16 protein-coding genes are annotated in these 19,968 nt (G+C 61.7%); 8 read left to right on the forward strand and 8 right to left on the reverse strand.

Translation table 11 applies throughout. The features are described from left to right. Window positions 1–24 precede the first annotated feature (24 nt). Window positions 25–1,359 (reverse strand): heavy metal sensor histidine kinase, encoded by a 1,335-nt coding sequence (locus ACTJKQ_RS15485; protein WP_440597371.1) that lies wholly within the window; start codon window positions 1,357–1,359, stop codon window positions 25–27. Next, window positions 1,356–2,042, reverse strand: a complete 687-nt coding sequence (locus ACTJKQ_RS15490; protein WP_440597372.1) for a heavy metal response regulator transcription factor — start codon at window positions 2,040–2,042, stop codon at window positions 1,356–1,358. Before ACTJKQ_RS15490 ends, ACTJKQ_RS15485 begins: the two co-directional genes overlap by 4 nt. A 157-nt stretch (window positions 2,043–2,199) precedes the next feature. On the opposite strand from ACTJKQ_RS15490, the gene ACTJKQ_RS15495 reads away from it, so the two are divergent. The 6 genes from ACTJKQ_RS15495 (at window position 2,200) to ACTJKQ_RS15520 (ending at window position 9,423) form a co-directional block, all read left to right on the forward strand. Continuing rightward, window positions 2,200–2,538, forward strand: coding sequence for a DUF4148 domain-containing protein (locus ACTJKQ_RS15495; protein ID WP_309826225.1), 339 nt, complete (start codon window positions 2,200–2,202; stop codon window positions 2,536–2,538). Between the two features lie 41 nt (window positions 2,539–2,579). Continuing rightward, window positions 2,580–2,978, forward strand: coding sequence for a hypothetical protein (locus ACTJKQ_RS15500; protein ID WP_309826223.1), 399 nt, complete (start codon window positions 2,580–2,582; stop codon window positions 2,976–2,978). 206 nt (window positions 2,979–3,184) lie between these two features. After that, a complete protein-coding gene (locus ACTJKQ_RS15505; RefSeq protein ID WP_309826221.1) occupies window positions 3,185–4,345 on the forward strand; it encodes a TolC family protein in 1,161 nt (386 codons plus the stop codon). Between the two features lie 16 nt (window positions 4,346–4,361). Then, window positions 4,362–5,885 carry an efflux RND transporter periplasmic adaptor subunit gene (locus ACTJKQ_RS15510; protein ID WP_309826219.1) on the forward strand — a complete coding sequence of 508 codons (1,524 nt, stop codon included), beginning with the start codon at window positions 4,362–4,364 and terminating at the stop codon, window positions 5,883–5,885. Between the two features lie 14 nt (window positions 5,886–5,899). After that, a complete protein-coding gene (locus tag ACTJKQ_RS15515) occupies window positions 5,900–6,241 on the forward strand; it encodes a P-II family nitrogen regulator (RefSeq protein WP_309826217.1) in 342 nt (113 codons plus the stop codon). Window positions 6,242–6,252: 11 nt separating this feature from the next. Further along, a complete protein-coding gene (locus ACTJKQ_RS15520; protein ID WP_440597373.1) occupies window positions 6,253–9,423 on the forward strand; it encodes an efflux RND transporter permease subunit in 3,171 nt (1,056 codons plus the stop codon). A gap of 806 nt (window positions 9,424–10,229) precedes the next feature. Here ACTJKQ_RS15520 and ACTJKQ_RS15525 read toward each other — a convergent pair. Then, complete coding sequence (locus tag ACTJKQ_RS15525) at window positions 10,230–11,180, reverse strand: arsenic resistance protein (RefSeq protein ID WP_440597374.1); 951 nt, start codon at window positions 11,178–11,180, stop codon at window positions 10,230–10,232. A 542-nt stretch (window positions 11,181–11,722) separates the two neighbouring features. On the opposite strand from ACTJKQ_RS15525, the gene ACTJKQ_RS15530 reads away from it, so the two are divergent. Next, the gene (locus ACTJKQ_RS15530; protein ID WP_309826211.1) at window positions 11,723–12,205 is read left to right on the forward strand and encodes a MerR family transcriptional regulator; all 483 of its coding nucleotides are present in this window, start codon (window positions 11,723–11,725) and stop codon (window positions 12,203–12,205) included. Window positions 12,206–12,276: 71 nt separating this feature from the next. Here ACTJKQ_RS15530 and ACTJKQ_RS15535 read toward each other — a convergent pair whose 3' ends face one another. The 4 genes from ACTJKQ_RS15535 to ACTJKQ_RS15550 form a co-directional block, all read right to left on the reverse strand. Continuing rightward, complete coding sequence (locus ACTJKQ_RS15535; RefSeq protein ID WP_440597375.1) at window positions 12,277–15,432, reverse strand: efflux RND transporter permease subunit; 3,156 nt, start codon at window positions 15,430–15,432, stop codon at window positions 12,277–12,279. Then, a complete protein-coding gene (locus tag ACTJKQ_RS15540; protein ID WP_309826208.1) occupies window positions 15,429–16,946 on the reverse strand; it encodes an efflux RND transporter periplasmic adaptor subunit in 1,518 nt (505 codons plus the stop codon). The genes ACTJKQ_RS15535 and ACTJKQ_RS15540 overlap by 4 nt, the downstream gene beginning before the upstream one ends. Before the next feature lie 12 nt (window positions 16,947–16,958). Continuing rightward, the gene (locus ACTJKQ_RS15545) at window positions 16,959–18,284 is read right to left on the reverse strand and encodes a TolC family protein (protein WP_309826206.1); all 1,326 of its coding nucleotides are present in this window, start codon (window positions 18,282–18,284) and stop codon (window positions 16,959–16,961) included. A 75-nt stretch (window positions 18,285–18,359) separates the two neighbouring features. Further along, window positions 18,360–18,815, reverse strand: a complete 456-nt coding sequence (locus ACTJKQ_RS15550; RefSeq protein WP_309826204.1) for a hypothetical protein — start codon at window positions 18,813–18,815, stop codon at window positions 18,360–18,362. A gap of 258 nt (window positions 18,816–19,073) precedes the next feature. Between ACTJKQ_RS15550 and ACTJKQ_RS15555 the strand changes: the two genes are divergently transcribed. Beyond that, a complete protein-coding gene (locus tag ACTJKQ_RS15555) occupies window positions 19,074–19,445 on the forward strand; it encodes a hypothetical protein (protein ID WP_440597376.1) in 372 nt (123 codons plus the stop codon). A 41-nt stretch (window positions 19,446–19,486) separates the two neighbouring features. Here ACTJKQ_RS15555 and ACTJKQ_RS15560 read toward each other — a convergent pair whose 3' ends face one another. Then, on the reverse strand, window positions 19,487–19,927 hold the full coding sequence (locus ACTJKQ_RS15560; protein ID WP_309826200.1) for a Cd(II)/Pb(II)-responsive transcriptional regulator: 441 nt from the start codon (window positions 19,925–19,927) through the stop codon (window positions 19,487–19,489). Between the last annotated feature and the right edge of the window lie 41 nt (window positions 19,928–19,968).

The following is a 19,968-nucleotide window of genomic DNA, read 5'->3' on the forward strand; positions in this document are numbered from 1 at the left end:
AACACTCCGGTAGGGTGACCGGTATCAATGGGCGTTGATCTCCAGACCAACGCTTGTTACCCCACTGTCTGACCACGCGACGGGCTTGCCCTGGTGCATGCGGGCAATTGCGCCAACGATGGCCAGGCCGAGCCCATGGTTGCTTTGCCCATGGCTGCGGGCTGGATCGGCGCGGAAGAATCGATCAAAAAAATGCGGAAGTATCTCGGGGTCAATCGTGTCGCCGCAGTTGGTGACGGTGATGAGCACACGGTCCTCGTCAGTCATCTTGAAACACACCTGAACAATCGAACCCGGCCTTGCGTACCGCGTGGCATTTCCCAGCAGGTTGGACAACGCCCGACGCAGCAGAGGGGCGTCGAAGGCGCCTTGCACGTCTCCCACCACCTTGGCCGTGAGTCCCGCCTCAGCCAGCGACGCCTCGTGGTAGTCCAGAACGTCCGCAGCCAACGACGCAAGGCTTGACACTGGTGCACGGCGCGCACCCACACCGCGATCCGCCTGGGACAGAAACAGCATGTCGTTGACAATGCCCGTCAGGCGATGCAGTTCCTCCAGATTGGATGCGATGACTTCCTGCATGTCCGCTTGGTCGGGGTGCCGGAGTGCCAATTCATTGTTGGCAATCAGCGTGGCCAGCGGTGTGCACAACTCGTGCGCCACATCCGCATTGAAGCCCTCCATCTGTGAATAGGCCTTCTCGATGCGTGCCAACAGTGCATTGAACTGGTCAATCAGTGGCACGAGTTCAAGGGGTTGCTCTCCGCCGTCGAGCCGCTGATGCAGGCTATCCGCAGACAGTGCACGTGTTTGACTGGCAAGCCTTCGCACTGGCGCCAGCCCGAGGTTGACCAGGGAAAATCCTCCCAGCGACACCACGATCGTGCCCCCGATCGCAGCCACGAGCAAAGTGACTGCGAGCCGGTGCAGCAACTGGTTGTCGGTCTGTATGTCCAGCGACAGTTGCACGCGCAATACCCTCGGCGCCAGCCCATCGCCTTGCGCCACGTCGAATTGCCGCTGGCGCAGCACCGTATGCGCGTTCTGGTTCTGGGTGTGCGTGTAAAGCACGCCTGCGTCAGGCTGCAAAACTTGGAGTGAAAGATCCCCGTGCCCCACCAGAAAGTCATCAAGCTTGTGAGTCAGGTCCTCGGAATCCCGGTGCTCCTTGCCATCCGCCAGAAGGTGCCGGATGACGTTCTCCTTTTGCGCCAGCGTTTCCTCCTGGCGGTCACGAAAATTGAACTCCGTCACCAAGTAGACGGCCAGACAGACCAACCCGAGTCCGGCAAAACTCTGCAGCGCCAGCCACCAGGACAGCCGCTGGCGTAACGAACGATGGCGGTCCAGTACCTTCATGCGTTGCGCTCTTCCATGACGTAGCCCATGCCCCGGATGGTGTGAAGCAGCGGCCTCTGGAAAGGCACGTCTATCTTGCTACGCAGACGACGGATCGCGACCTCCACCACGTTCGTATCGCTGTCGAAGTTCATGTCCCATACCTGCTCGGCAATCTCGGTGCGTGACAGGACTTCACCTTTGCGCCGCAGGAACAGCGTCAAAAGCAGGAATTCCTTGGCCGTCAGGTCCAGCCGTTGGCCACTCCTGGAGGCTTTGCGCCGTAACAAGTCCACTTCGAGGTCGGCCAGGCGTAGTTGCGTGGGTTCGGATGTGTCCCGCGCGCCATGGGTACGCCTGAGCAGTACCTGGATGCGGGCATTCAGTTCGGAAAACGCGAAGGGTTTGACTAGGTAATCGTCTGCGCCTGTTTGCAGTCCCAGTACCCGGTCCTCCACGCTGACCCTGGCCGTCAGCATCAGGACCGGTGTCTGCCTGGATTTACGAAAAGCGTTGAGCAGGCTGAAGCCATCGATTCCCGGCAGCATGGCATCCAGCACAAGCAGGTCATGCCCGCCTTCCAGCGCCATGTGCAAACCGTCTACGCCGTTGTGCGCGACATCCACCACGTAACCGACTTCTCCAAGACCCTTGCGCAGGTACTCGGCCAGCTTCACTTCGTCTTCGATGAGAAGGATTTTCATACACCCATTCTCGAAGAATGCGGGACGTTCGTAGATTACGAATTTGTCATCTGGCTGTTGGTGCCCTGTCGTGGGCCGCTTTCTAAAGTGCACCCCATGTCGAAAGGCATAGCCGAGGCAAGTCGCCAAAGGCTCACTTGAACCAAGAGACGCACCCATGACTACTCGTAAATCCCTCGCTTTTTCATTGGCCGCACTGGTGATCGCAGCCCCTGGCCTGGCCTCTGCCTCGTCGCTGTACCACCCCACGGGCGGTGAAATCGGCTACACCACACACCCGGATCATGTTCAGAGCACCAAATCCCGTGGTGAAGTGATGCAGTCGGTGGAAGCCGCACGCAAGGATGGAACACTGGCGGTCCTGTCGCGTGGGGGTACTCTGCCTGTCAAGGCAGCCGGCCCAGCCAAAACCCGCGACCAAGTACAGCAAGAGTTCCTGGGCATGTCCGCCGCTGAAAAGCAGCGCCTGCAGGAAATGTATGGCGCAGGCGGCTGAGCATCGGCATGCAGTGATCGCCGACAGGTACACTCGCCCCGATGCGTCGCGCCTTCCTCATCTGCCTGATGGTGCTGCTGCCCTTCCAGTTTTCCTGGAGTGCGGCGGCGGCAACCTGCATGCATGAGCATTTGGAAGGATCGACGCACTGGGGCCACCACGAGGCTGAACACTTGGAAGATGCGTTCGCCGAAGCGGGCAGCGATCATGCCTCCCTCGATGGGGAGTCCCTCGTTGGTTCAGTGAATGCGGACCACCATCATCTGCCGGGCGCCTACCCATTCCCCTCACTCTATGTGCAGCCATTCCTTGTCGGCACAGTCTCCGCATCCCCGCCTGAGTTGAGTGTGGATTTCTCCACAGCAACGACATCAGGACTCGAACGCCCCCCCAAGGCCCTCGCTGAAACTCTTCGGCGGGAAGGGCCTGGGCATGTTTGAACGCTTCTTGACCTAGCAAGAGGGCGAGCGTCGCCCCCCATCTCGCCGAATTCCTCCTGTTTCAGTGATCAGCGGAGAATTCGATGCGATACCCTTTGTTGCCGTTCCTGGGAGCGGCTTTTCTTGTGCCCGTGGCATTTGCCCAGGGCACTCCCCCTCTATCTGCACCTGCAGCAGTTCAAATACCTGAGCGGCCAAGCTTGGGCATGGGGCAACTCTCCTTGCGGCAGGCTGTAGAACAGGCACTGGCGGGCCATCCCGAACTGGCCGTTGCCCGGGCTGAGGTGGAAGCGCTGGGCGGTGCGAGCCTTCAGGCCCGCGCACGCCCCAATCCCGAGTTGTCCTTCACCCAGGAAGGCACCAAAAGCCCATCGCGCACGACTACAGTGCAGATCAATCAGCCCATTGAGCTGGGTGGCAAGCGGCAGGCCCGTATGACGGCAGCCGAGAGTGCCGCCGAGCTGGCCCGGGCAGACCTGGCTGCGCGCCGCCATGCTATTGCCGCTGCGGTGGTGACGGCATTCTTTGACGTGCTCACCATCCAGGAGCGCTTGCGCCTGGCCGAGGCGGCGCTGGAGTTGTCCCAGAGGTCAAGCCTGGCGACATCGCAGCGCGTGAAGGCGGGCAAACTGTCTCCCGTCGAAGAAACCAAGGCCAGGGTTGCCGAGGCCAATGTGCGCATTGAGCTGGCACAGGCCCGCTCGGAATCCAGTGCCGCGCGTGCGCGCCTTGCCAGCGCAATGGGCAGTCCCCTGGGAGCCCTCGTGCTGGAGGGGCGGCTCGACGATCTGCCTCCGATCCAGAACTATGAGGGGTTTCAGGCACAGCTGGATCAATCCCCCGCGTTGCAGCGCGCAGAGATGGAAGTTCGACGCCGGAAGGCCCTTACCGCCGTGGAGAACGCACGGCGCATCTCCGACATCACGGTCAGCCTGGGCGCCAAACGCGATCAGGAGCAAGGCCGTACCCAGGCGGTGATCGGGCTGTCGATCCCGCTTCCCTTGTTTGACCGCAACGAAGGCAACATCCTGGAAGCCCTCAAGCGCGAAGACAAGGCGCGCCAGGAATTGGCAGCCACGCGCGTGCAGCTGGAAAACGAAGCCATCCAGGCACGTGAACGCCTGCTCAGTGCCCGCGCGGAAGCACAGTCGCTTGCTGCGGATGTTGTTCCCGGAGCCCAGTCCGCCTATGACGCCGTCACCAAAGGGTTCGAGCTGGGCAAATTCAGTTTCCTGGAGGCATTGGACGCCCAGCGCACGCTGCTCCAGGCGCGCAGCCAGTACCTCAAGGCCCTTGCAGAAGCCCGTCGCGCAAGCGCCGAACTCCATCGAATTTTGGGAACCGACGCGCTGACCAGTGCGCATTGAACTCCGGAGCACATTCATGACTACCAAACCCAAGAAGCAATGGCTGGCCATCGCAGCGGTCCTCATCGTTACCCTCGTTCTCGGGATCTTTATCGTCAGCGGGAAGAAGAGTTCCGGCGGCGGCGATGAACACGGCCACCAGGAAGCAGAAGCCGGTGAGGCGCACAAGGATGGCGACAACCACGCCGAAGCCGAAAAGCCCGCCAAGGGCCCCCATGGCGGAAAGCTCCTGAAATCCGGTGATTACGCCGTGGAAGTCACCATCTTCGAGACCGGGGTGGAGCCTCAGTTTCGGCTGTACACCTACCTGGGCGGCAAGCCCATCGATCCCGCCCAGAGCCAGATCCAGCTGAACTTGCTGCGACTGGGGCAGCCGCCGCAGGCCTTCACGTTCCGCAAGGAGAAGGACTACCTGCTCGGAGACGCGGTGGTGGAGGAACCCCATTCATTCGAGGTCAAGGTTGCCGCCACCTACGCGGGAAAAACCCACGAGCTGGGCTACGAGCAGGTGGAGGCGCGGATCGCGATGTCTGACGATCAGCTCAGATCAGCCGGTGTGGAACTGGGAGTGGTAGGTCCGGCCAAGATCGGCACCACCCTGCGCCTGCTGGGCGAGGTCAAGTACAACAGCGACCGGACTGTGCAGATCGTTCCGCGCCTGGCAGGGCTCGTTGAGCAGGTGCTGGTCAGCGCCGGAGATACGGTCCGCAAAGGCCAGGTGATGGCCATTCTCAGCAGCCAGGTACTGGCAGACCAGCGCGCTGAGTTACTGGCTGCGCAGCAGCGCCTGTCCCTCGCGCGCACAACGTACGAACGCGAGAAAAAGCTGTGGGAAGAAAAAATCACCGCTGAGCAGGACATGCTCAGCGCCCGGTCCGCGATGCAGGAAGCGGCAATTGCCGTGCAGAGCGCACAGAGCAAGTCAGCGTCCCTGGGCGGCGCAGCAGTAAGCGGTGGTCTCACCCGATACGAGTTGCGCTCGCCCATTGACGGCGTCGTGACAGAGAAGCGCATCTCGCTGGGTGAAGCCGTCAAGGAGGACAGTGCTGTTTTCACGGTATCGGATTTGTCCTCTGTCTGGGTGGAGGCTCCGGTATCGGTCCAGGACCTTGGCGGTTTGGCTGTGGGTCAGCCGATTAACGTGCGGGCAAGTGCATTCGAGGCCACGGCTACGAGCAAGGTGACCTACATCAGCGCTCTCGTTGGCGAGCAAACGCGCAGCGCGATGGTACGCACCACGCTGCCCAACCCCAAGGGACTGTGGAGGCCCGGTCTGCCCGTCACGGTGGAAGTGCTGCTGGAAGAGAAAGAAGTGCCGGTTGCAGTCTCCGTCCAGGCCGTGCAGGACCTGCGTGACTGGAAGGTGGTGTTCGGCCGCTATGGCGAAAGCCTGGAGGCGAGGCCTCTGGAGCTGGGGCGTAGCGACGGTCGCATGGTGGAGGTGAAAGGTGGCCTCAAGGCCGGAGAACGCTACGCGGCCACCAATAGCTTCGTTGTCAAAGCGGAGTTGGGCAAAGCCGGCGCCAGCCACGACCACTGATGAAGGAGCTGCACATGAAACAGATCACCGCCATCATCCGGCCCCACCGCCTTGACGCCGTGGAAGCGGCACTGCACGCGCTGCCTCATCTACCGGGGTTCACGGTTTTCCCGGCCCACGGCCATCCGCGAGGGCATGGTCACGACCACCGCTTCGACAACGACGAATGGAGTCCCGACAACCACCAGCAGTTGGTACTGATGGTGTTTTGCAACGACGGCGATGCTCCAGGCATCGTCGATGCCATTGCCAATGCGGCGCGTACCGGCCAGAGCGGCGACGGCGTGATCGGCGTGGTCGAACTCATCGATGTCGTGCGCACTCGCACGGGTGAACGCGCCGATGCCGCGCTCTAAGGGACACCACGATGTTTGAACGCATCATCCGCTTTGCCATCGATCAGCGATGGCTTGTGCTGCTCGCGGTTCTGGGAATGGCCGCGCTCGGCGTTTTCAGCTACCAGAAGCTCCCCATCGACGCTGTGCCAGACATTACCAATGTGCAGGTGCAGATCAACACCGAGGCTCCGGGCTATTCACCGCTGGAATCGGAGCAGCGCGTCACCTTTCCCATCGAGACCGCCATGGCGGGCCTGCCCAAGCTCGAGCAGACACGCTCCATCTCGCGCTACGGCCTGTCGCAGGTGACAGTCGTCTTCAAGGAGGGGACCGATCTGTATTTCGCGCGCCAGTTGGTGAGTGAGCGTATCCAGGAAGCGCGTGGCCGACTCCCTGCAGGGCTGACGCCTTCGCTGGGGCCCATTTCCACCGGCCTGGGCGAAATCTACATGTGGACGGTGGAAGCCGAGCCAGGAGCGCGCAAGCCCAATGGCGGCGAGTACACCCCCATGGATCTGCGGGAGATCCAGGACTGGATCATCAAACCGCAGCTACGCACCGTTCCGGGTGTCACCGAAATCAACACCATCGGCGGGTATGCCAAGGAATTCCAGGTGGCGCCGTGGCCAGACAAGCTCGTGGCCCACGGACTGACGATCGCAGACCTGGTCACGGCCCTGGAGCGCAACAACGCCAACGTGGGTGCAGGCTACATCGAGCGTCGCGGCGAGCAGTATCTGATCCGTGCGCCGGGCCAGGTGGGATCGATAGGAGACATCCAGAACGTGGTGGTCGCAACCACCAAGGGTGTGCCTGTCCGTATCCGCGATGTCGCGGATGTCATTCTGGGCAAGGAACTGCGCACCGGAGCGGCCACGGAGAACGGCCAGGAGGTCGTTCTCGGTACCGTCTTCATGCTGATCGGAGAAAACAGTCGCGACGTGTCTACGGCGGTGGACAAGCGGCTCAAGGCCATCAACAAGAGCTTGCCCAAGGGGGTCATCGCCAAGACAGTCTATGACCGTACCGTGTTGGTGGACAAAGCCATTGCGACCGTCAAGAAAAACCTGCTGGAAGGTGCATTGCTGGTGATCGCCATCCTGTTCCTTTTCCTGGGGAACATTCGTGCTGCCATCATCACGGCGCTGGTCATCCCCCTGGCGATGTTGTTCACGTTCACCGGGATGGTGAGCAACAAAGTCAGTGCCAACCTGATGAGTCTGGGGGCGCTCGACTTCGGCATCATCATCGATGGCGCGGTCGTCATCGTGGAGAACTGCATACGGCGGCTCTCGCACGCGCAGGCCGCCGCAGGCAGGCCTCTGACGCGCAATGAGCGATTCCACGAGGTGTTTTCCGCTGCCAAGGAGTCTCGCCGCGCGTTGATGTTCGGACAGCTCATCATCATGGTGGTCTACCTCCCCATCTTTGCGCTCACTGGGGTGGAAGGCAAGATGTTTCACCCCATGGCATTCACGGTGGTCATTGCACTGCTGGGCGCCATGATCCTGTCGGTCACGTTCATTCCTGCCGCGGTCGCTCTGTTCATCGGCTCCAAGGTGAGCGAAACCGAAAGCCGCCTGATGCTCTGGGCCAAGCGCGGATACGCACCCACCTTCGACTGGGTGATGGACAGAAAGCCACTGGTGCTCACGGCAGCAGCGGCCTGCGTCCTGCTGTCCGGGCTGCTGGTGACACGCATGGGCAGCGAGTTCGTCCCCAATCTGGACGAAGGGGACGTGGCACTGCACGCGCTTCGCATTCCAGGGACCAGCCTGACGCAGGCCATTGGCATGCAAATTCAGCTGGAGAAGACGATCAAGGAGTTTCCCGAGGTAGACACGGTGTTTGCAAAGCTCGGTACCGCCGAGATCGCAACCGATCCCATGCCCCCCAACGTGGCAGACAACTTCGTCATGCTCAAGCCGCGCGATCAGTGGCCGGATCCGAAGCGGACCAAGGCAGACCTCGTCGCAGCAATGCAGGCAGCGGTCGCCAAAGTGCCAGGCAACAATTACGAGTTCACACAGCCGATCCAGATGCGCTTCAACGAACTCATCTCGGGCGTGCGCAGTGATGTGGCGGTCAAGGTGTTTGGCGATGACATGGACCAGATGAACGAGAGCGCCGAACGGATTTCCCAGGTGCTTGAAGGCATCGCCGGTGCTGCGGACGTCAAGGTCGAGCAGACCACCGGGCTACCGATGCTGACCATCAAGATCGACAGGGAAAGAACCGCTCGCCTCGGTTTGAACGTGGCCGATGTACAAGACAGCGTGTCCGCCGCACTGGGTGGGCAGGAGGCTGGCCGCGTCTTTGAGGGAGATCGCCAGTTCGACATTTTGGTGCGCTTGCCTGACATTCTTCGCAGCGACATCGAAGCCATTGAGCGGCTTCCGGTCCGCCTGCCAGCCACTGAAGGCTCCAGTACACGCGGCTTTGTCCGCCTATCGGATGTCGCTGCCATCGTTTCGGCCCCCGGTCCCAACCAGATCAGCCGCGAAGATGGCAAACGGCGTGTCGTGGTGACGGCCAACGTGCGCGGACGGGACATCGGCAGCTTTGTGGCCGAGGCTCAGAGCAAGCTGGCACAGCAGGTGGAAATACCGAGCGGCTACTGGACGCAGTGGGGCGGTACGTTTGAACAACTCCAGTCAGCCTCCAAGCGTCTGCAGATCGTCGTCCCTGTCGCATTGCTGCTGGTGTTCACCCTGCTGTTCGTGATGTTCGGCAATGCCAAGGATGGATTGCTGGTGTTCACCGGCATACCGTTCGCACTCACCGGCGGCGTTGTAGCGCTATGGCTGCGTGACATTCCCCTGTCGATCTCTGCAGGGGTGGGTTTCATTGCCTTGTCTGGTGTCGCCGTGCTCAACGGTCTGGTGATGATTTCCTATATCCGAAGCCTCCGAGAGGATGGGATGACACTGGATGTCGCCATCCGCGAAGGCTCCTTGACGCGGCTGCGGCCTGTGCTTATGACTGCGTTGGTGGCCTCCCTGGGTTTTGTACCCATGGCCATTGCCGTAGGTACCGGTGCCGAAGTGCAGCGGCCACTGGCCACGGTGGTGATCGGGGGCATTCTGTCTTCCACCGCATTGACGCTGCTGGTGCTGCCGATGCTGTACGGCACGGCGCATCGCCGTCGCGAGAAGGCCGACCAAAAGGAAGTGCAACCTGGTCACCTGGCCGAGGCTTGATCCAGTAAAGGACCCAGGCGAATGTCTGGGTCCTGAGCTTTTCCAGGCTCGCTGCAGCCTGCGCTGCAATGACTCTCTTACAGAGGTACAAATGCCATGATTCTTAGATCGGGTTGGCTCGCAGCTCTATTGGCTGCAGCGGCTCTAGCCGGGTGCGCGACCCCTGTGTATGAAAACCGACTTGCCTGGAAAGACGGCTGGCGAGCGGGTGTCGTCGTGCAGGTCGGCGCTGACGACGTGCTTCGAAGTAGGTACGAGGGGCAATGTCTATTGACAGCAAAACGCCCATCCATCGAGTCGCTGGCTGTCATCCGGTGGAAGGAGATGAGCAGAGTTCGCTGGCGCGTTGCTCCGGTACCCAGTCAGGCCTCCATCCAGGTGGGCTCGGCAGTCTATGTGAACGTTTACAGCTGCGAGAGCCTGGTGGAAACGCGCACTGAGCCTTAATTGCGTTGGGTCTTGAGGGCGTCTCTGATGGATGGACTCAATGTACAGCCCCGTGCCAAGCGAACCACTAGCGGCCTTGAAAGCGAGTGGGGGCAAAAATGTTCACTCATCTCAAGCACGATCAGATGACACTGACGCTGCTGCTCATGTGGGTGGTTTTCGTCGCTGTAGTCGCATTCCTGCACTACCTGTGGTTCCGGTGCGGCGGCCGGCTGATAGCGCCCCCCAAAGCGAAGTACACCCGGCTGCTATCAAGGCGGTTCAGAAGGCGTCTGCAGAAAGTCAGGCGACCCCACGACAAGTCCGCTAAGAAACATGGCTGACCGGAATGATTGGGTTCTGCCTTCACGGCTCTGTTGTCACCGCAGTTTCTTTATCAAGCGGATGTAGGCCAGTTCGCCCAGCAACTCCACCAATGTCTGAGTAACGACGACCGCTGGCAGGATGGGGATCGCTCCCGGTACCGCGAGCGCAAGCGGGAGTACGACCAGGGAATTGCGTGTGCCGGTACTGAAGGCCATCGCACGACCAGCCGGTGCGTCCAGCCTGAACATGCGGGCTACCAACCATCCCAGCACCGGCGCCACGACCGCGAATACCCCATAGATGGGAACAACTTGCAGTGCGGAACCTATTGCAGGGCCGGGTTGTGGCAACACGGCCACCACCACCACAAAAAGCACCAGCGCCGTGGTAGGCACCGGGAGCAGTCCCATGATTGCGAACGCTCGTGCTCCGCTCGGGCGCTTGGCCGCCCATAGCTGGGTGACGGCAGCAAGTGCCAATGGGACTGCGATCAACCAGACGAATGCATGGATGAAAGGCCCGACCTGGACCAAGCTTGCTGCATGCTCGCCAAGGAACAGGCCCAGGTATCCTGGCAGCAGAACCATCTGCATAACGAGGAGAACGGGCGTCGATGCGAGCAACAGCCGCGAGTCGGCGCGACCGATGTGGGCAAACGTGACCACGTAGTCGATACACGGCGTAAGCAGGACCAGCAACACACCCAATCGCAACATCGGCTCTGCTGGCAGAAATTGGACCAATGCCCAGACCAAAACGGGAACGGCAATGAAGTTGCCGAGCATCAGCGCGGCAAGAAACTGAACCTGCCCGAATGCTCGTCGGAGTTCGGCGATCGGAACCTGCAAGAAGGTCACGTAGAGCATCACAGCCAGAGCTGGATTTATAGCGCGCTCCAGCACCGTTGTGCCAGAGACCGTCAAAGCGACAACAGCGGCGGCGATCACTGCCACAAAATAGATCGGTATTTGATGCTTCTCAAAGGCACCTCGGAGGTCTTGCATTTTTCAGTGTTTCTAAGTTCAGACGTGCAGGTATTGCAGTGTGGTACACGATACGAGCACTTGGGGCGACGACAGGTCCCAGTGTCCAGGCCAAGGAGCCTGTGAGGCCCTATCGGTGGGCAACCATCAATCTCATAACTGCCGTCCACAGGAAGCGGAATTGGAGGGGCCACTGCATCCGCAAGAAAGCGCTGTCTGTACTTCGCCGCTATGGGGCACAACCGCATTGGAGCAAGCATTCGTCACGCGCTTGCGTCGGATCAGCCAAACCCCGAACGTGACCGCAAAAGCCACAACGACACCGCTCACAATGGCCACATACCCGTGGCTGATGGCCAGTTGCGTCCAATCGACCCCGACCAATCCTGCTGCCGACAAACCAGATAGAACGGGTACGAGAAGAGGTACTGCGCAGCACGCCGCGCAAGCGCCGGCCAGTCCGAGGGTGGTGAGAAGAGGCTTTTTCATTGGGTTCCTTGGAATGAGTAGTTCGGATAGACTGACTCTAAAACCTCAAGTAGCTTGAGATGCAAGGACTGAAGATGAATAACCCTTCCCCGCAGCTGACCATAGGTGCCCTGGCAGAGCGCACCGGTCTAAACGTCTCTGCGATCCGGTACTACGAGGAAGTAGGTCTGATTCCCGAGGCAATGCGCCGGCCGAGTGGGCACCGGGTGTACGGCGCAGAAGCACAGGAGTTGCTTACGCTGATCCGGCACTGCCGTGACTTTGGATTCTCTGTCGACGACACGAGGGCTCTGGTATCGCTGGCGTCCAGCAGCGACAAAGATTGCATAGAAGCCAGGGAGATCGCGCAGGTTCATCTGAACACTGTCCGCGCCAAGTTGGCTGAGCTTCTGGCGCTGGAGCGCAGCCTCAGTCGGTTCGTGAGGGCATGTACTCAGCAATGCGTAGGCGGTCCGGCCCCCAAGTGCACCATCCTCAAGGACCTCAGTCTGAGTGATGCCGCGCTGATAGCCAAGCAAGCCAAGTCAGCCACAACTCCGACAAGTTGCTGCGGCTGACCTGATGCTCCAAGCACCGAGCAGGACGGCACCACTCTCTGCCGTCCCGGCAAGACGATGTGTGGCCCACGTCAACGTGACGGGGCCACAGTGTCCGGTTGTGTCCGCACTCTAGGCTTTCTCATCAGCACATAGGCCGCAGGAATCACGAACAAGGACAGCAGCGGCGCTGTCACCATGCCGCCCAGCATGGGGGCTGCGATGCGGCTCATGACCTCCGAGCCTGTACCGCTGCTCCACACGATGGGCACCAGGCCCGCCAGGATGACAGCCACGGTCATGGCCTTGGGTCGCACGCGCTGCACAGCACCTTCCCGGATCGCATCCAGCAGCTCTTCCAGCGTGGGCTGCCTGCCGTCTGGACATCTCTGTGCGAGTGCCTGCTTGAGGTAGATGAGCATGACCACCCCGAACTCAGCCGCGACCCCCGCCAGGGCGATGAAGCCCACACCGGTGGCGATCGAAAGGTTGTAGTTCATCAGGTACAGGAACCAGATGCCCCCAGTGAGCGCAAATGGCAGCGTTGCCATGATCAGTCCCGCCTCACCCATGCGCGTGAAGGTCAGGTACAACAGCACGAAGATGATCAGCAACGTGGCTGGCACCACGACTTTCAGGCGGGCATTGGCCCGCTCCAGGTACTCGAACTGGCCTGAGTAGGTGATGCTGACCCCGGGCTCCAGCTTGATCTGGCGGCTCACCGCATCGCGCAGGTCGTTGGCGACCGATGCCAGATCGCGCCCCCGCACATCGACATACACCCAGCCCGATGGGCGGGCGTTCTCGCTCTTGAGCATGGGTGGTCCATCGGCGATGGAGATGCCGGCCACCGAGCCCAGCGTGATCTGCTGCCCCATGGGGGTGGAGATGGGCAACTGGGCCAGGCGTTCCGGGGAGTCCCTCCACTCACGCGGATAGCGCAGGTTGATCGGGAAGCGGGCCAGGCCCTCGACCGTTTCCGAGACGTTCTCTCCACCGATGGCCCCGGAGACCACGGCCTGGATTTCGGACACGTTCAGCCCGTAGCGCCCTGCGGTCGTGCGGTCGATGCGGACATCGACATACCGCCCTCCCGTCAGGCGCTCTGCCAAAGACGAAGTCACTCCCGGAATGCCCTTGGCGACCTGCTCGACTTGGGCAGCGATCCCGTCGATCACCTTCAGGTCGTTGCCGGTCACCTTGACACCGATGGGACTCTTGATGCCGGTGGCCAGCATGTCAATCCGGTTGCGGATGGGCGGAATCCAGATGTTGGATAGGCCGGGGATCTTGACGGCCTTGTCCAACTCTTCGATCAGGTCCTCCGGCGTCATCCCCGGGCGCCATTGGTCTCTGGGTTTGAGCTTCACCGTTGTCTCGAACATTTCCAGCGGTGCCGGATCGGTGGCGGTCTCCGCGCGGCCCGCCTTGCCGAAGACGCGCTCGACCTCGGGCACCGTCTTGATCATCCGGTTGCTCAGTTGCAGAAGCTCCGTCGCCCGCTGGGCCGACAGACCCGGGAGCGCCGACGGCATGTACAGCAGATCGCCTTCGTCCAGCCTGGGCAGGAACTCGCCCCCCAGCCGCGACAGTGGCCAGATCGTGGTCGTCAGCGCCAGCACGGCGATGACCAGTGTGGATTTGGGGCGGTGCAGAACCCATTCCAGGCAAGGTCGGTACACGGCAATCAGCGCGCGCGTGATCGGGTTTTTCTGCTCGTCAGGGATACGCCCTCGGATCCAGTAGCCCATGAGGACGGGGATCAGCGTGACCGAGAGAGCCGCTGCTGCGGCCATCGCATAGGTCTTGGTGAACGCCAGCGGTCCGAACAGGCGACCTTCCTGCGCTTCCAGCGTGAAGACAGGCACGAAGGACAAGGTGATGATCAGCAGCGAGAAGAACAGCGCGGGGCCCACCTCCACGGCGGCTTCGGTGATCACCTTCCAGCGCTCTTCCCCGACCAACTGCCGGTCGGGATGCTTGTGCTGCCAGGCCTCCAGCTTCTTGTGGGCGTTCTCAATCATCACCACGGCTGCATCGACCATGGCGCCCACGGCGATGGCAATCCCGCCCAGGGACATGATGTTGGCGTTGATGCCCTGGTAGCGCATCACCAGAAACGCCGCCATGATCCCCAGCGGCAGAGAAATGATGGCGACCAGTGCCGAGCGCAAGTGCCAGAGGAACAAGACGCAGACCACAGCCACCACGATGAACTCCTCCACGAGTTTGGTGGTGAGGTTCTGGATCGCCCGCTCAATGAGTGCGCTGCGGTCGTAGGTGGTGACGATCTCCACGCCCGGGGGCAGGCTGCTTTGTAGCTCGCTGAGCTTGGCCTTGACGGCTTTGATGGTTTCCTGGGCATTCTTGCCCGAGCGCAGAACCACCACGCCACCGGCCACCTCGCCATCGCCGTCGAGTTCGGCGATACCGCGCCGCATCTCTGGCCCGATCTGGAGCGTGGCGACATCGCCCAGACGCACGGGAATCCCGGCGCGCGATACCAGCGGGATGGAACGAAAGTCGTCCAGCGTCTTGAGGTAGCCGCTGGCCCGCACCATGTATTCGGCCCCGGACAACTCCAGCACCGACCCTCCCGTTTCCTGGTTCGCTCCCAGGATGGCATCACGCACCTGCCCCTGGGTCAGCCCTTGGGCTGCGAGCTTGATCGGATCGAGCACCACCTGGTACTGCTTGACCATGCCGCCCACCGACGCCACTTCCGCGACATTGGGCAGGCTCTTGAGTTCGAATTTCAGGAACCAGTCCTGCAGGGCCCGCAGCTGGGCGAGATCGTTCTTGCCGGTGCGGTCCACCAGCGCATATTGGTAGATCCAGCCGACCCCGGTGGCGTCGGGGCCGAGCGACGATTTGGCCGTGGCGGGTAGTCGCCCCTGCACCTGGTTCATGTACTCCAGCACCCGGGAACGTGCCCAGTACAGGTCCGTGCCGTCCTCGAACAGGATGTAGACAAACGAGTCGCCAAAGAACGAGAAGCCGCGCACCGTCTTGGCGCCCGGGACGGACAGCATGGTGGTGGCCAGCGGGTAGGTCACCTGGTTTTCCACGATCTGCGGCGCCTGGCCGGGGTAGGAGGTGCGGATGATGACCTGGACATCCGACAAATCGGGGAGCGCGTCCACGGGGGTGCTGCGCACGCCCCACACGCCCCAGGCCGTGAGCATCACGGTCGCCAGCAGAACCAGGAGTCGGTTCGCCACCGACCAGCGGATCAGACGTGCGATCATGGCTTGATCCTTTCCACGGCAGTGATCACGAAGTCCTTGCCTTGCTGCTGGAAGGTGAACTTGACCTGCTGCTCCGGTTTCAGGGCCTTGGCCAGCTCTGGGTTTGCCAGCTTGAATGGCATGGTCATGCCGGGCCACTTCAGTTCAGGCACGGCCTCGTGGGTAAGGGTCAGCTCGGTTGGCGTGACCTCATCGACCACCCCTCGCACCGTAAAGCTCTTGGACGCCGGAGCCGCAGAGGCCGAGGAACCCTGTTCAGCGATGGGTTGTGCGCTGCTGCCGGGAGGTTGAGCGGGCATGATGCCTCGCAGGCTGGCTTCCGAGTCGATCAGGAACTGCGCCGAGGCGACCACCTGCTGCCCTGCGGTGAGTCCGCTTTGAATGACGAGTCGGTCATCGATTTCCGCGCCAAGTTGTACCTGGACGGGGTGGTACTTGCCGGGGCCGTCCACCACGTAAACCAGTGCCCGCTTACCGGTTCGGATCACTGCTTCGCTGGGCACCAGCAGCGCTGGTTGCATACGTCCGGCCAGGGCAATCTGCCCGGACATGCCCGCCTTCAGGCGCTGGGTGGGGTTGGGAAGCTCCAGGCGCACGCGCACCGTGCGGGTGTCCCGGTTGGCCTCTGGGAGGATGCTCACGACACGGGCTTTGAGGGTTTCGCCCGGAAACGCGGCCAGGCGCACCTGGGCGTCCTGCCCCAGTTGCAAGGGACCGCTTTGCGCTTCGGGAACGGCCGCTTCGATCCAGACGCTGGCCAGACCGTTTACGCGTACGAGACTGGCACCCGCAGAGACCGTCATGCCCTGGCGCACCATCAGTTCGGCCACCATCCCTGCTTGTGGGAAGGTCACCGTGTAACGGCCCTGAGGTTCGCCCGTGCGCTCCACCTGGGCCACGAGCGAGGCAGGCATGCCCAGCAGTGACAGCCGCTGGCGCGAAGCGGCCGTTAGCGACTCGTCCTTGAGCGCCCGGACAGCGAGGAACTCGCGCTGCGCAGCCACCCACTCAGGCAGCAGAAGATCCACCAATGGCGCGCCTGCGGCCACCACGTCGCCCGGGGCCCGGGCATAGACACGCTCCACAAATCCAGCAGAACGTGCCTGGACGATGCTCACATCCCGGTCATTGAGCTGGACCGTGCCCAGCACGTCCACGTCGGATCCAATGTCGCGCTGCTCCACGGCGGCCGTGCGTAGGCCGAGGGCTTGCACCGCCTGGGCGGAGACGCTCAGGCCGGAGTTTTCCTGAGTGTCCTCATCCGCATACTTGGGAACCAAGGCCATGTCCATGTAGGGCGACTTGCCTGGCTTGTCGAACTTCTGCGTTGGCACCATGGGGTCGTACCAGTACAGCACCTTGCGGTCGGCCTTCGCCGCTTCTGCCGATGGAGGGGTAGCGCCAGACGGATGACTGCTCGCCATGCGCCATTGGGAGCCCCCCCAGCCGAGAGCGATGCCAGCAGCCACCAGTGCCACGGCCACAGCGGTCTTCTTGAAAACAGAATTTGTCATGTGGTTCTCCCTTCAGTCGGCGATCAGGCTGTTCAGGCGGGCAATTACGGTGTCCCGCTGTGCCTGCAAATCAATGAGCCGCCAGTGCGTCTCCCGCACTTGGGCCCTTGCCGCCAGCACGGCGCTCAAGTCGCCTTTGGCAGACTGGTAATTGGCCAGCGCGAGTTCGGCACGCCCCTGTGCCAAGCCCATGCCAGCCGATTGCAGCCGCTCGATCTGACTGTTCAGTGCCGCCAGTTCTGAGGCGCTGTCCTCCAGCTCCTGCAGATGCCTGCGGGTCACGTCTTCCTGCTCGGCTTCCAGGCGCTGCAGCTCCAGCTGCTTGGCCTTGATCTGGGGTGCCTGGCGTCGCTCCTGTTGCCAGGGAAGGTCAAAGGTCACCTGGAAGGACACCATGTCGCCCCAGCGGCGGTCGCGGCGGCTGTAGGCGACTTCCCAGGACCAATCACCCTTGGTTTCTGCCTGGGCTTCGCGTGTTTCCGCCAAGGCCATGGCCTGCATGGCGGGGTACTGCGCCAGTTCGGCATGGCGATGCACCTCCGAGCGCAGCTGGTCCAATGGGCGACTCAACGGCCCAGGAGTTCCCTGCAGCGCCTCGTCGGCGCGAGCGCCAACCCAGCGCCGCAACATCGCCCTGGCCTTGGATCGATCCCGCTGCAGATCGTCCCTGCGATCCGACAGCGCAAGCGCCTCCTGCCTGGCCATCAGCAGGTCTGCGGCCTGGGCCGTGCCTCCGGCGATGCGGGCGGGCAGGCTGTCCTGCAGGCGCTGGTTCTCACTCAGTAGACCGGTGAGTACCTGGTCACGTTGCTCGATAGCCTGGGCCAGGATCCACGCTTGACTCAGTTCCTGGCGGATCTGCAGGCGCTGGACCGCCAGGGTGGCGCGTTCGCGTTCCACCTTGGCCTCGGCACCGGCGATCTGGGCATCGCGCTTGGCCCGGTTGGGCACCTCCTGCATCAGCGCCAGGCGCTGCATGGTCATGGACTCACGCGTGAGGCTGAAGCGGTCCATGCCGCTGACGGGAAAGTTCTCGATCCCGACTGAGAGCTTGGGGTCCGGCAGGGTTCCCGCCGACTTCTGGGAACTGCTGGCCGCGTCAATCTGCAGCCGCTGGGCCGTGATGCGAGGGCTGTGCTGCTCGGCCAGGTCCAACGCTTCGGAAAAGCCCAGTGCGTGTGCCTGGTTGCCAGCCAAGCCAATGCTGGCCAACAGGACCCCGAGAGCGCCCAGGCGCAGATGGTGGAGGTTGCGCACCTGGATGCGCTCAGAGATGGGATGAATGCGCTGGGGCGCAGACAGGCGCTCGCAGGGAGCGCCAAAGGAGGTGATGGGCATGATGGTCCTCGAAATGAAAGGGCACGAAATCAGACTTGCGCAAACGCTGCAAGGCAGCGCGCAAGCCGTGCACGATCAATTCCGAAAGACCTGATGGGTTAGATAGATGGGGGGAGCGCCCGCTCGACTGTCCAGCTCCGCGTAGACAGCCCGAGGGTCAATATGGCGCTCGGAGTCCAGGATCACAGGCAGCACATAGGCAACCCAGATAGCGTGCGCCGCGATCGCCTGCAGATCGAGACCTTGGAGCGAGGGGGAGGACAAGCTGTCGCCGTCACAATGGGCTCGGCACAGCTGAGGATCCTGCTCATCCATGGTGCCCGCCATCGCGTGGCAATCGGGCATGGAGGGCATGCCGATGGCATCTTCCATGGCCATGCCCGCTTTTTGCATCGATGCCGCGTGGGCTGCGGAGTCCAGCTTGGGACAGGCATAGGCGGCCAACGCGAACTGCATCAGAAGCAACGCCGCGACCAGAACGCTGGTTATCCAGCGTCCTTGGCGCGATACGGTGCTTCGGGCGAAGAGCATGGTGCGATGGTACTCAAAACAGCATCCGCAAGGCTGCAGCCTATCGAATCCTTGTCCGTGCGCAAGCATGGGGCAGACCGATAGAAGCATCGCGACGTTGCTTCACTACTCCGCGTTAGGGCTCAGTTGATTCTTGCAAAAACGTAATCTGACGGTCACGCCCCATGGGGTATGCAATTTTTAGACTTCTCTCCGTGATGCACCCAATGCGTCATCCGGGTGACTCAGTTTGGGCCCCGGCGCAACAGGAGATTTGTTATGAAAGTTCGCACCGTCCTCATCATCGCCAGCTTGGCTGCCGCTACGACCTCATCCTTTGCGTCGTCCGCGTATCACGCGAGTTCGGTTCAGGAAGAAGGCAGCGTGTTCAAGCCTGACCACCTTGGCAACATGGTCAGCCGCGAATCCGTGCAAAGTGCCGTGCTGGCTGCACAAAAGGATGGCTCGCTGCCGTGGATTGGCCGAGGCTATCCAGCCAGCTATCCACTGGTCAAAGGACCGACCCTCACCAAGACCCGTGACCAAGTGTTGCAAGAACTTCAAGCGGCCAAGCGCGCTCCCGTGACAGCCGATGGAATGCGTGACATGGGCGGCGAAGCTGGCTGGGTCAATGCCACGCAGTTGCCCTGATCAAAGGCTGGGATCTGGCACTCTAGGGAAGAGGCTGTGTATCAGCTTTGGGGCGACTTTTCTCCATGACACAGACAGGCCTCACCATGGGCGGCCGCGACAAGCTCGTTGAGGATTCCACAGCTTTGATGTGCATGCTCTCCACTACATGCAGAACGCAGTTGTAGCAGTTGCTTTTCCAACGCCATCATGCTGATGAGGCGAGCGCGCAGCCGACTTAGCTGGTCATCGATCAAATGGTTGACGTCTGCGCATGCCTCCTGTGGCGCATCCAATGCACCCAATAGGCTCTTTACGTCAGCTAGCGGGATGTCCAGCGCCCTGCAGTGCCGCACAAACGACAACCGCTCCAGGTGGGCCGGAGCGTAGTTGCGATAGCCATTGGCCAGCCGCGCGGGTAGAGGCAAGAGGCCTTCCTTTTCGTAAAAACGGATCGTTTCGGCGTCAACGCCTGTTGCGGCGGCCAGTTCCTTGATCTGCATGTTGAGAGCGGGATATTGGGAAGTCTTGACACTGTAGCGAC

The sequence above is a fragment of the Acidovorax sp. 22279 genome (assembly GCF_052045435.1).
GTDB classification, from domain to species: domain Bacteria; phylum Pseudomonadota; class Gammaproteobacteria; order Burkholderiales; family Burkholderiaceae_C; genus Acidovorax; species Acidovorax delafieldii.